The organism is Methanosarcina baltica (assembly GCF_055394095.1).
In genome coordinates this window covers 2,445,930-2,458,527 of the sequence record NZ_AP042463.1, presented here as the reverse complement: position 1 = coordinate 2,458,527, position 12,598 = coordinate 2,445,930, and the positions used below count along the sequence as shown (strand labels likewise).

Here is a 12,598-nt window from a genome sequence, read left to right as displayed (position 1 = left end):
CTTGAATTAAAAAATGAATTTCAGATGCCTGTAAATGTAACTGTTCAGCCACTGGCTGAACAATTATTTTTAATCATCGGCAGTAGCAAGGAGGTAAACCTATGAGTAAAAAAATTGCATGTGTTGTTTCTGGCGTAGCTCTGACCACTCTTTTCATCGTGCTTGCATCCCAGATCGTTATGGCTGGACCACCTTCCATTCCTATAACCATCCACGGCGTTGCTACAATTAATGGGGAGATTGCACCCGAAGGTACCATCGTTGAAGCTTTCATCAATGGGAATTGTGTTGATGAAGATCCCGTCTCGGCCTCAGGAGAATATACCCTTGTCATTTTAGGTGAGGCTGAAGATTTGGGAAAAGCAACTTCCATTTATGTAAATGGAATAAAAGTTCCTGAATCCAAATCCTTGAATTCTGATGATTATTCACTGGATCTTGCGGTTGAGGGATCAACCAAACCAATAAAGAAATCGTCAGGCTCAGCTTCAAAGACTTCATTCGTAAGTTCGGACAAGGAAATATCTGGTTCCGATGGCAAAATAGCACAGTCGAATGAAGGGGTGGAAGCAGCACCCTCAAATGAACACAACGAAAATGCGAATATAAAAGAAGAAGCCAGTGAAGAGCTAGAAAAAACCTCTTCAGACGAGCTGCCTCAGGACCTTACGGATACAAGGACTCCAGGATTTAATTTTGCTTATGCGCTTGTGGGCATGATTTTTATTTGTTTCATGTCAGGTAGGAAAAAACTGCGATAAGACCAAATGAGAATTAAAAAAAGGTTTACCTCAGTTTCAATTTGAAATAATTGATGGTGATCTCATGATTAATAAGTATTTACACATTTTGATATGCCTGATGATCCTCCTTTTGGGTATGTCTTTTGTCCCTCCTGCGACAGCAGACAATAATCCTCCCTCTATACCAAACATTTTTACCGGAACGGTAAAAATCAATGAGGAGAATGCCCCCATAGGAATAGAAGTTCAGGCTTATATAGGAAGTATATTAGCTGGTTCTGCACTTGTTGAGGGTGCAGGCGAATACGGGCTTCTTGTCAGAGGTGCCAGCACTGATGAAGGAAAACTCATCACTTTCATGGTAGGTAACCTCACAGCAACTGAAACTCAAGTTTACTATCATGAAACTTCTCCTCGTAAACTAGATTTAACAATTGTAGACAACGAGGCTCCGGAAACGACTGCCAATGCTCCCGAGGACTGGCAGAATTCCAGTTTCACGGTAACGCTCAGTGCCAGTAACAATACCGGGGATTATGTTTTGAATGCTACCTTCTTCAAGCTTGATGAAGGTCCATTTGAAATAGGAGATTCAGTCGAAATAAACGAGGACGGAAACCACAGTATAACATATTACTCCGATTATCTTGCGGGAAATGTCGAAGCCGCAAAAACCGTATACGCAAAACTTGATACTGTTGCCCCTGTAAGCAGTGATGACGTTCCTGATGGCTGGCAAACATCCAGTTTCACAGTAACGTTTTATGTGGATGACCTTACTCCAAAAACTACATTCTTCAAGCTTGATGAAGGTCCATTTGAAATAGGAAATTCAGTCGAGATAAACGAGGACGGAAACCACAGTATAACATATTACTCGGACGACCTTGCAGGAAATGTGGAGACTGAAAAGACCGTATACGCAAAACTGGACACCAGCGCCCTGGAAACAACAATCGATGTCCCAGAAGGCTGGCAAAATTCAAGTTTCACGGTAACGCTCAGTGCCATTGACAATACCGGGGATTCTTTCTTGAACGCCACCTTCTTCAAGCTTGATGAAGGCCCATTTGAAATCGGAAATTCAGTCGAGATAAACGAGGACGGAAACCACAGTATCACATATTACTCAGATGACCTTGCGGGAAATGTGGAGACTGCAAAGACCGTTTACGCCAAGCTTGACACCGTTACCCCTGTGACCAGTGATGATGCCCCTGAAGGCAGACAGCTTGCTCCATTCTGGGTGAACTTCACCGCAACTGATGCAGATCCTTCTTCCGGCATTAATGATACATTCTACAGGTTCGAAGGATATGCAGAATGGAATGCTAGAAATTCCATCCATATCGAGGATGATGGAGTCTACAAAATATACTATTACACCGAAGACAATGCGGGCAACAGAGAGGCAGCAAAGAATGTCACGGTGAATCTCGATATGGCAGCTCCTGTTCTGGAAGACCTTGCTCCTGTTCTGGAAGACCTTAAAGCTGTCCCGGTGTCTATCCTTAACAACTCGGTCGACACGTCGATTATCGGCTTGAATGTTACGGACCCATCAGAAACGGGGATAACGAACGTGACCATTAACCTCACTTCAATCGGAGGAGATTCCGGGGTGGAGATGAGCAGTTCTGACGGCCTGAAGTACATGTATGGCATAACGACGAATCTGACGGGTGAATTCGAGTTCATCGTCACTGCAACGAACGATGCCGGCAAGTCTGACTTTGATACTGTCAATGTCACGGTTAGGACTGAGGATGATTTCGTTGGGGACTATACCAGCGGAGATGGTAACGTAACGCATGGAGAGGTCGAAGAAGTGATGGATAAGTACAGGGACGGAAACGTTTCAGCTGCTGTGGCAGCGGCAGTCGTCGAAGCGGCTTACCCGACAACATATAACGATGCTCTGGCTCTACTGGGGCTGGTAGATTGACCGGGGAGATGTTAGCATGAAGAAAATAACAGGTATTAAGATCCTTCTAGTGTTGATGGCCCTGGTCATAACCGCAGTGCCGGCTTCCGCGGATGCCAGTGCGGGAAGGGTGCTTTCGGCTTCGATTTCTCCGGGAAGCAACTTACAGGTAACAATCAACGTCGCCGGTTACGGAGCAGGTGGCCAGGTTCTGGAGAAGATCCCTTCTGGCTTCACTTTAGTTAGTACCACCCACCCCTATTATGATGTGCTAACCGGTGCTGAAGGAGACGTAATTTCATTCACCCTCCTTGACGAGAGCAGCATCAACTACATCGTAAAAGCCCCGACAACTAAGACCACGTATAAGTTCGTGGGTATACTGAGGTACAATATAACAGATAACTTATCCATTCCTGATTCCTCTATCACGGTTAAATCCAGCAGTGGAGGAGGCCACAGCTCCAGTGGTGGCGGCGGCGGAGCCGGAGGTTCTCCCGAAGCCCAGAGCAATGTCGAGGTCAAAGAACTTTCCCGGGCTTTCGTTTCCAACGGGAAACACGTGAAGTTTGAGTTTTCACAGGGAGTCACCTGCATTCAGTATGTAGAATTTGACGCCCTGAAAACTGCCGGGAAGATCACCGCAATCGCTGAGATGCTGAAAGGTCAATCCGGACTCGTCTCCGATATGCCTGCAGGCACGGTCTATAAAAGCGTGAACCTCTGGGTAGGAAGTGGGGGATTCGCAAGCTCTGAAAATATAGAGAAACCAGCTATCGGATTCAAGGTCGAGAAGGCCTGGCTTAAGGAAAATGGATTTGAGGCGTCAGATATTGCTATCTGGCACTATGCGGACAGCTGGGAAGAGCTTGAAACCCAAAAAACCGGGGAAGATGACACCCATGTCTACTTCAAGGCCGGTACACCTGGTCTCTCCCCCTTTGCAATCATTGCGAAAGGAGAAACAGCGCAACAGATTGATGAGGGCTCTGAAATTCTACCCCTGGAATCTGCCACTGGAGAAGAAAACAGTCCTGCCGCAGAACCCGAAAAAATTTCTGAAGAAGAGGAGCCCTCAGGCATGCCTGGCTTTGAGGCCATACTCTCCGTTGGAATCATCGGGGCAGTGTACTGCGTACTGAGAAGAAAACAATGAGATAGAATTGATCGCAGCTAATTCATGCTGCGCTCATTTTTTCCTTATTTTTTCCATATTGTCTCAGGCTTTTGTATTTCTTTTTTTTGCTAAGGCTTTTGTTTTTGCGGCCTGTTTTCCTGTTTTGTTTTGATTTTGCCGTTTATCTCAAACTAAAGGGGACGATCTTCTTCCCCCTTCAAGTCGAAAATGGGGCTTCCTGCCGGAGAGTTAAAATAAGCTGCGAAAAATAACTGGCAAAAAGATACCATGAAAGCGCTTATAATCGACGGTTATGTGGACGAACCTGCCTGCCTCGGGGTTCCTCCTTATCTTTCCCCTTATCCGAGGTACATAGCAGGAGCCCTCCGGGAACGGGGGTTTCCGGAAAAGGACATACACTACCTTACCATTGACCAGCTGCGGGAAAACCCTCCCGGAGCCGGGGAACTGGTCAGGAAAGCCGAACTCCTGGTCGTGATTGCGGGCATGACCGTACCCGGAAAATACCTGCGGGCTTCCCCCATCACCGCAGGAGAAATCGAAACCATTTTCCGAAGCGCAGGAGGCCTGAAGGTCATCGGAGGCCCTATCCGGCTCGGGTTTGGGACAGAAGGCGGAAAAGCGGCAAAGGGCCTCGGGGCCGGCCCTGTTCTCGGAGAAGCCATACTTGCCAGACTGGACCTCGAAGCTTTTGTCTATGACCTGTTTGAAGCCGGGGCCGAGAGAAGAAAACTTCGCCTGAAAGCCCCTGAGGCCGTGGACCACCGCTTCAGGACAACGGCCGAGATAGGGCGCTGGGGGCCGAAAGGGGCTTTCCTGGTCCGGCAGCACCCGGATTTTCCTTACTGCATGTGTGAACTTGAGACCTACAGGGGCTGTGGGCGTGAGGTCCACTGCTCTTTCTGCACCGAATCCTTCTATGGAGCCTCGGATTACCGGCCCGTGGAAGACGTGGTACTGGAAGTCTCGGCCCTGGCCTCCCACGGAGCCGGATATTTCAGAATTGGAAGACAACCCGACCTGTTCTCCTACCACGGGAAGGATGTGGGAGGGCCGATCCCGAAACCCGACCCCTCTGTTCTCGAAAGGCTCTACCGGGGAATCAGAAACGCCGCCCCGGACCTCAAAGTGCTGCACATGGACAACGCAAACCCCATCACACTGGCCACTTACCCGGAGGAAGCCGAAGAGATCATAAAGACGATCATAAAGTACCATACCCCCGGAGACGTTGCAGCCTTCGGGATGGAGACCGCGGACCCCGGGGTCATTTCTGCAAATAAGCTGAAAGCAAGCCCTGAAGAGGTCTTTGAGGCGATAAAACTCCTGAACCGGCTGGGAGCCGGAAGGGGGACGAACGGAATGCCGGAGTTTTTGCCCGGCCTGAACTTCGTGCATGGGTTGATGGGGGAGACAAAACATACATTCAGGCTTAACTATGACTTTCTCCAGAAGGTGCTTGATTCCGGCCTGCTGCTCAGGAGAATCAATATCCGACAGGTCATGACCTTTCCGGAAACACCCATGTGGGGGCAGGACGGGCTGGTGAGAAAGCATAAAAAACTCTTTTTGAAATACAAGGCCGAGGTCCGGAAAAATATCGACCTCCCCATGCTCCGGCGCGTGGTGCCGGCAGGTACAATTCTCAGGGACGTGATGTGCGAGGTCCGGGAAAACGGGATTACTTTCGGACGCCAGTTAGGTTCTTACCCCCTTCTGGTAGGAATCCCGGCTCCTCTCCCCCTGCGGCAATTTACGGACGTGACCGTGACAGGACAGGGGATGCGTTCGATAACCGGAATTCCCCATCCTCTGCAGGTAAATTCCGCTCCGCCGGCTCTCCTGCGGGAACTTCCCGGAATAGGAAAGAGAGACGCAGACGCAATAGCTTCCGGAGTTCCGTATGCCGATGAAGAAGATTTTATCAGGAGGGTAAAGGAAGGCGAAAAACTTCTCAGGTATATCGAGGTTTGAGGAGAATCTGGATTTGACGGGAAACGGAAATTTTTAACTCACTCTTCCCGCTTCCCCCACATTCTTTGTCGGGGATTTCTTTGGAGTATCCTTCTAGATTTCTTTGGAGTTCCCTTTTGAATTTCTTTGCTAGGGAAATGGGGTGGGAATGAATAGAAAAAATTAAAAAAATACCGTATCTATTCAGCTACCTCTGTTTCTAACTTATATTTCGTATAAACTCAACAATTACTTTTTTCATATAGATTAATATAAAAATCATCGGATTTTGGAATGAGGTTTATGAAATGTGAAGAGATTCTTACTCAATGCCGTTCAGACCCTGAATCCATTGTTTCATATATTGAGGATCTTGAGTCTCGGTATGAAGATCTTGGATCTCGGTATGAAGATCTTGGATCTCGACACGAAGAGCTTGAATCTCGGTATGAAGATCTTGGATCTCGACACGAAGAGCTTGAATCTCGATATGAAAATCTTGAATCCGAAAACACCGAACTTCGAGAAAGACTTAATGAGTTAGAATCTCGCCTAAAAAAGAATAACCAAAACCAAAAAAGAAATCGACTTCCCTCTACTAACAATTCTACTGATAAAATACCTCAATCAAAAGGTTCACAAAAAGGAAGTTTTAGACGTCCTGGCGGCCAAAAAGGGCATCCTGGTTCTACATTAAGGATGATTAAAAATCCTGATAAAACAATCATTTATAAGCTACATAAATGTGAACATTGTGGTTGTAACATTGAGAAGATTGAAGTTATAAATTACGAGAAGAGACAAGAATTTGAAATAATTGTAAGGCGTAAAGTGACCGAACATCGTGCTGAGATCAAAAAATGTCCTTATTGTAACCGCAAAAACAAAGCTGCTTTTCCGAAATCAATTACAAAACCTGTCCAATATGGCAATATGGTTTTAACAATTGCAATTTACCTCCGAAACTACCAATTGATTCCCTATGACCGAATCAAGAAATTATTTAAAGATGCCTTTGGATTTGATATAAGCGTTGGTACAATAATTAGGGCAGAAAATAAGTTATTTCACAAGTTGAAAGGTGCTACAAACCACATCAAGAAGCAACTGATAAAAGAAAATGTCATCCATGGTGATGAAACTGGAATCGACGTTGGTGGTCAAGGGGAATACTGCCATTTAATCTCTACAAAAAAATATACATACTATTTCCATAATAGGAGTCGAGGATCAAAAGCAATGAATAAAATGGGAGTGTTGCCTAAATATAGAGGAATTATAGTCCACGATTTCTGGAAACCCTATTTTAAATACAAATGTGAACATGCGGCATGTAATGTCCACATTCAAAGAGAACTTAAAGACATTTATAACATATTCAAGCAAGTGTGGGCTGAGGAGATGTCTGATCTCCTATATGAAATTAAAAAATGCGCAGACTTTGCCAGAAAACAGGGCATACAAATAGATGAAGATACGCTCAAGACCTTTAAAGAAAAGTATCAGTCAATACTAATGAAAGGATTTGAGGACAATCCTCCACCTGAAATCTCGAAAGACAATGGGGTTAAAAGAGGAAGAAAAGCGCAGAGCGATGCAAAAAATCTCCTTGATAGACTTTCAAAGTATGAAAAAGAAATCTTGAGGTTTGCTACGGATCTAAGAGTTCCTTTCAGTAACAACCAAGCAGAAAGAGATCTCAGAATGATAACAGTTCAGCAAAAAATATCGGGAGATTTTAGGAAACCCCATGGAGCAGATGTTTTCTTTAGAATTAGGGGATACATATCTACACTAATAAAGAATAATATACCTACTATAAGTTCACTTCATGCGGCGATTGAAAATGTGCCACCCTTACCCTGAATAGATACAAAATACCTTTAATATTTATTAAAATGCTCAAATATTTATTCTCAGCCCTCCTTCCTGAATAGGGGATTTTTTTGGAGGATAGTGTAGCTTTTAGATACAGAGTTAAAATTGCACTTCAGTTGAGTTTTATAGTATATATTATGCTGGGGATTTTCATATTTTATGCGACTTTTGAAACCCGGCTAAGGATGTGGGGGACCTTTTTCCTGCTGCTTGCGGTACTTCTGATAGCTCCTTTTTTGCCTGATAATACCTGTTACATGGGGGAAGGAGAAGAATGACGAACAGTTTATAATTTATTAATTTAATCTCTGGAAAGGATAATGCATTTTTCAAGAATTTTCAGCCTGTAGAGCCTTTATGGCAGCCCCCAATCTTTTAAAATATTTATCAGAAACTCTCCAATAAGCGGGTCTGCCTTTATTTATTATAGTACATAAAATATATATTGCAGAAACTGCGGACCTTCAGAGAAATTATATATATAGAGTTACACACTTTATTATTAAATTTACGAGTGATGGGCCTTGAATGAAATAGAAAATCTAATAAAACTTGCGAAAAATGTGGCAGAAAAAATCCGGAGCTACAGCTTTGTGCGCCTGATATCCCATAACGACGCCGACGGGCTGACCTCGGCCGGGATCATGGCCCAGGCCCTGCTTCGGGAAAATATCCGTTTCCAGCTTACCATATCCGGACAGCTTGACGAGAGTTTAATAGAGCAGATTAATGAAAGCAGTTCGGAGGGGGAACTTGTGGTTTTCTGTGATATGGGCAGTGGGCAGTCCGAACTACTTGCCAGGCTTCGGAACGATGCAGTGGTTATCGACCACCATAAACCTGTGGGAAAGTCTCCCGCAACGGTAGTAAACGCCCATGATGTGGGAATCGACGGGGCCACGGACATCTCGGCCTCAGGCACAAGTTACCTGGTGGCAAGGGAACTGGGAGGCTCGAAAAACCTTGGCCTGGCAGGACTTGCCATTGCGGGAGCTATCGGGGATAAACAGCTCTTCCGGACAGCCAACGCCTATATCCTAGACGAAGCCCTGAAAGCAGGGGTCGTATCAATCCGAAAAGGTTTGAAGGTAGGGGACGGGGACCTGGCCGAGGTTCTTACCTACAGCATGGAACCTTTCCTGGATATCACGGGAGACTCTGAGAAGGTGACAAAGTTTCTGGAAATCCTCGGGCTTTCCGGAGAGATTGAAGGCCTTTCCGAAGAAGGGATCAAAAAACTGACAAGCGCAATCGCCCTGAAACTGGCGAAGCGAGCAAGCCCGGAAGCTATCGATGCCGTCATAGGAGACGTATTCGTGCTCGAAAAAGAACTCGTGCCAAATGTTTACGATTTTGTCTCCATCATGAATACCTGCGGGAAACTAAAAATGCAGGGGCTCGCTCTGGCCCTTTGCCTGAAGGATAAGGAGGCCGTAAAAGAAGCCCTGGCTCTTTCAAAAGAACACCAGAAGGAACTGGTCCTTGATATAAGAGCCAATCTGGAAAAAATAAGGAAAGGAGAAAATATCTGGTACATAAGCACCGCAGAAGCCCTCTCCACCGGGGCCCTTGCAAGCACAGTCGTCCGCTATGTGCATCCGGAGCTGCCCTTCATCTGCATAAACGAGTCCGAAGGAATTTTGAAAATCTCAGGTCGGGGAACCCGCGAACTGGTCGCGAAAGGACTTGATCTTTCCTTTGCCCTGCGGGAAGCCGCAGGCTCCGTAGGAGGGAGTGGAGGCGGGCATAGTGTCGCGTCCGGGGCCTCGATCCCCCTCGGAACCGTAGACGAATTTTTAAGTGTAGTAGACCAGATTATAGGGGAACAACTCCAAAAACCCACCGAAGGAAAAAAGGCCTGAGAGGCCAAAATAAAATTTGAAGTAAAGAGAAAAACGGAAAGAAAAAAGAAAAGGAAAAAAAAGGAAAAAAAGCATGAAAATCAGAGGCAGCATTGAGTTTCCTGACCCTGAATCAAGGGAAAGAGCGGCAAAGGTCCTGCAGGCGCTTGCCCCGGACAACCTTCGCAGTATGCAGACTGAAATAACTGACGAAAAAGTTTCAGTTCAGTTTCGCTCGGAAAAAATCGGGTCCCTTCTCGCAACCGTGGACGATTTCCTTATGAACGTGAAAATCGGAGAGGGTGTGGGAAAGGCCCTCGGAAGCGAGTCCGAAGAGAACAAAGAATAACATATTCGTTTTTTACTTAAATTTACAGGTTAATCCTCAAGCCAGGCCTTAAACAGTTCTTCCAGCCTTTCGTCCATGACTTCAGCTCCGGTCTCCGGGGCTATTTCATTGTTCAACCAGCAGTGGATGGCTTCCTGGACCTCAGTGGTCGTAACCGTTTCATTTTCCTCAGACCCCGGCTCATCCCAGGGGTTCCAGTCAAAAACGATCCAGTTCCAGGCATACCGGACAGTTTCATATCCGCTATCAGCCGCCACGCTCACATCGTAAGTACCTGGAGAAGCCGTGCTGTTCGAATACACTGAAGCCATGGACATCGTTTCCTTAAGGTCAGGTTTTCCGTCAATGCTCCAGGTAAAGTTACAGAGCTCGTCAGTCTCAAGGCTGAAGTTTGTGGGTTTTCCTTCCAGAGTGGAGAGATTTTCTGTAGGGGGATACTGTACGATTGCAAGACTGTTCAAGACATTGATGTACCCGTATTTAGTTACCGTATCCGATCCGCACGAGCTCGAAACGGTCAGGGAAACATTGTAGATGCCCGGATAGCTGTAGGTATGGCTCAGGTTCTGCGTGTTGTAATCAGGGTTTCCATCTCCGTCCACGTCCCAGGCCCAGCTTTCGGCATGGACTGAACTGTCGGTAAACTCGACGGTCAGAGGCCGGACCCCTGAGGTCAGGTTTGCACTGAAAGCGGCTTCCGGTAGGGGAACCGTGGAGGTGAACGCCTTTATGCAGAAGTTGGATTCTTCATGCCCTGAGAAGGTAGTCAGGTCGTCCCACAAAGCTCCATCACTGCTCAGATAACTTTCCAAGGGTCCGGCTTCTGCCTGGCTGCTATAGTAATACTCCAGTTTTTCGACTGCAAGAGGAGCTGTTTCTCCGGGGGTGGTCAGTTTAACAACAACTGAAAAACTCTGGCCGGAACTGAGGTTAATCCCATTTTCCAGAAGGACCGTATGGTATCCCGAAAAGTCAAACGACCCGTTCTGAGAAAGTACATAGACCCCTTCCCGGTTCAGAGGACCGGAGTCGGGATCCAGGTAGACCCTGACTTCATATTCAGTGTTGGAATTTACGGTATAGAAACTCACGGCTTTGAGAATCTCGGCAGACTCCGCTGTAAAGACGTTTGCCTGCCAGGCGGTTTCAGTATCCTTATAGCCAGTCTGGGAAACCCAGCCCAAGGGGTCATACTGGTATATGCGGTCATAGTTCAAGGAGTCCTCGGGCAGGAATACCGAATTTTCGGCTTTCTTTCCAAGCACGGCATCATAGTAGGAGACGTAGCAGTATCCATTTTCTCCCCAGTCATCTCCCCAGCTATTTTTTATGATAAAGGCCCCATCTCCCCCGGGATTGTTGGAAAAATATTCCGCAGGATAGGAATCGTTCCAGCCGACAATGCTGACTGCGTGATCGATGATACTGCCAGAAGGATAGTAACTGCTGTTGTGCGTTGAATCATAATATGAATCTTTAAGACCTACGGAGTAAATTGTCGTGTACACAGCTCCGTATTTCAGGACCGCCAGTTTGATATTTTCATTGTCCAGAGAGTTGCTCCTCGGGGGCATTAAGAAGATATTCTGGACATGTTTCTGCACAGGAAACCCCTCTGAGGAAACCCCGGACCAGTCATTGAACGGGTCGTCGGATTCGTCCACCGGCCCGCTCCACCTTGCCAGGTAGGCGGCTGCCATGAGGTCGTTTCCGCCTCCACTGTGCAGCCGGTCAAACCCATCCGAATACTGAGAGGAGAGCAGGTTTTTTATGTTGTTTTCAGAAAAGTCCCGGAGCTCGGAGGGAGCGAGATTGGACTCCAGGGAAGCAAAGCTTGCAAAAGCCCAGCAGGCCCCCGAAAGTCCCTGATCTTTTGCAGGAGTTATCCGGCCTTCAGCCCGCAGGTCATAGGCAGAAGGGATTTCAGGTTCAGCTGAGAAAACAAGCGAATTCAGCCTGCTAAAGTCCACAGGAGAAGGGATCAGACCGGAAGCTTCCGCCTCTGCTTCAGCAAAAACAACTCTCCTTGAATTCCTTTCCCTATATTCCAGAAAATCCGGGTTCAGAGGAGCATCCACCAGCATGGCTGTGGTATTAGGGGTTATAGTTTCGGAATCCAGAATTCCAACGTCAACCGATAAATTATAATCCTGCTCTGTCCCGGAAGCCAGGATAATGCTAGCCGATAAACACATAAGAATGAGTGCAAAAAGTGCGAATGTTCTTATTTTCAAGGTATTCTCCTCAGAAGAATTGGATAAATAGGTAATGAAAAAGAAGAAATCGTATTTTGAAGAGGCTTCTGAATATATATAAAGCTCCTATAAATATTTAAATTTTGTTGATAGAGAGCAATCGGAAAAGACATTATCCTTCCTCTCATATACCCTGATAAAGGGGGGGAGAGTTTGCTCTCAAAAATACCATTTAATCTTGAGAAAACCAGACCTGAAGACCTGAACAAAGAAATACTCAGGACCGCCATGATCGCCGAACTGGATGCAATCAACATTTATGAGCAAATGGCAGCCCTTTCGAATAGTGAGGAACTGAGAACGGTCCTCCTTGACATCGCCCGGGAAGAAAAAATCCATGTGGCCATGTTCGAGACCGTGCTGCTGGCGGCCGATGAAGAATTTTTGCAGATCTACATTGATTACGCTCTGGCAAAAAGGAAAAAGGGGATTTGAACAGCTGCCGGACCGAAATAAGGGAGAATCAGAGGATTAATTTGTGGAAACTGCCGGGAAGCCGGAGGCCTGATTTTCCAAA

General features: G+C 46.4%; 10 protein-coding genes. 9 read left to right on the top strand and 1 reads right to left on the bottom strand.

The genetic code is table 11. The features are described from left to right. Nucleotides 1-101 precede the first annotated feature (101 nt). The 8 genes from ACZ5QV_RS10735 to ACZ5QV_RS10700 all read left to right on the top strand — a co-directional run bounded on the left by ACZ5QV_RS10735 (nt 102) and on the right by ACZ5QV_RS10700 (nt 9,826). Nucleotides 102-761 (top strand): hypothetical protein, encoded by a 660-nt coding sequence (locus ACZ5QV_RS10735; protein ID WP_464599813.1) that lies wholly within the window; start codon nt 102-104, stop codon nt 759-761. A 64-nt stretch (nt 762-825) separates the two neighbouring features. Further along, a complete protein-coding gene (locus tag ACZ5QV_RS10730) occupies nt 826-2,688 on the top strand; it encodes an OmpL47-type beta-barrel domain-containing protein (protein ID WP_464599812.1) in 1,863 nt (620 codons plus the stop codon). A gap of 16 nt (nt 2,689-2,704) precedes the next feature. Further along, nucleotides 2,705-3,823 (top strand): PGF-pre-PGF domain-containing protein, encoded by a 1,119-nt coding sequence (locus ACZ5QV_RS10725; protein WP_464599811.1) that lies wholly within the window; start codon nt 2,705-2,707, stop codon nt 3,821-3,823. Between the two features lie 249 nt (nt 3,824-4,072). Further along, entirely contained in the window at nt 4,073-5,779 is a 1,707-nt protein-coding gene (locus tag ACZ5QV_RS10720; RefSeq protein ID WP_464599810.1) for a radical SAM protein, read from the top strand. 282 nt (nt 5,780-6,061) lie between these two features. Then, the gene (tnpC, locus tag ACZ5QV_RS10715; protein WP_464599444.1) at nt 6,062-7,624 is read left to right on the top strand and encodes an IS66 family transposase; all 1,563 of its coding nucleotides are present in this window, start codon (nt 6,062-6,064) and stop codon (nt 7,622-7,624) included. A gap of 149 nt (nt 7,625-7,773) precedes the next feature. Continuing rightward, nucleotides 7,774-7,914, top strand: a complete 141-nt coding sequence (locus tag ACZ5QV_RS10710) for a hypothetical protein (RefSeq protein ID WP_464599809.1) — start codon at nt 7,774-7,776, stop codon at nt 7,912-7,914. Nucleotides 7,915-8,160: 246 nt separating this feature from the next. Continuing rightward, nucleotides 8,161-9,498 carry a DHHA1 domain-containing protein gene (locus tag ACZ5QV_RS10705; protein WP_464599808.1) on the top strand — a complete coding sequence of 446 codons (1,338 nt, stop codon included), beginning with the start codon at nt 8,161-8,163 and terminating at the stop codon, nt 9,496-9,498. Between the two features lie 73 nt (nt 9,499-9,571). Further along, nucleotides 9,572-9,826 (top strand): KEOPS complex subunit Pcc1, encoded by a 255-nt coding sequence (locus ACZ5QV_RS10700; protein WP_464599807.1) that lies wholly within the window; start codon nt 9,572-9,574, stop codon nt 9,824-9,826. Nucleotides 9,827-9,855: 29 nt separating this feature from the next. On the opposite strand, the gene ACZ5QV_RS10695 is transcribed toward ACZ5QV_RS10700, so the two are convergent. After that, nucleotides 9,856-12,060 (bottom strand): lectin like domain-containing protein, encoded by a 2,205-nt coding sequence (locus tag ACZ5QV_RS10695; RefSeq protein WP_464599806.1) that lies wholly within the window; start codon nt 12,058-12,060, stop codon nt 9,856-9,858. 174 nt (nt 12,061-12,234) lie between these two features. On the opposite strand from ACZ5QV_RS10695, the gene ACZ5QV_RS10690 reads away from it, so the two are divergent. Continuing rightward, nucleotides 12,235-12,516 carry a ferritin family protein gene (locus ACZ5QV_RS10690; protein WP_464599805.1) on the top strand — a complete coding sequence of 94 codons (282 nt, stop codon included), beginning with the start codon at nt 12,235-12,237 and terminating at the stop codon, nt 12,514-12,516. Nucleotides 12,517-12,598 lie beyond the last annotated feature (82 nt).

Excerpts from the sequence above, each read along its gene's own strand:
- ACZ5QV_RS10710 (WP_464599809.1), top strand. The coding sequence starts at position 7,774 with ATGCTGGGGATTTTCATATTTTATGCGACTTTTGAAACCCGGCTAAGG.
- ACZ5QV_RS10735 (WP_464599813.1), top strand. The coding sequence starts at position 102 with ATGAGTAAAAAAATTGCATGTGTTGTTTCTGGCGTAGCTCTGACCACT.
- ACZ5QV_RS10725 (WP_464599811.1), top strand. The coding sequence starts at position 2,705 with ATGAAGAAAATAACAGGTATTAAGATCCTTCTAGTGTTGATGGCCCTG.
- ACZ5QV_RS10730 (WP_464599812.1), top strand. The coding sequence starts at position 826 with ATGATTAATAAGTATTTACACATTTTGATATGCCTGATGATCCTCCTT.
- tnpC (WP_464599444.1), top strand. The coding sequence starts at position 6,062 with ATGAAATGTGAAGAGATTCTTACTCAATGCCGTTCAGACCCTGAATCC.
- ACZ5QV_RS10720 (WP_464599810.1), top strand. The coding sequence starts at position 4,073 with ATGAAAGCGCTTATAATCGACGGTTATGTGGACGAACCTGCCTGCCTC.
- ACZ5QV_RS10700 (WP_464599807.1), top strand. The coding sequence starts at position 9,572 with ATGAAAATCAGAGGCAGCATTGAGTTTCCTGACCCTGAATCAAGGGAA.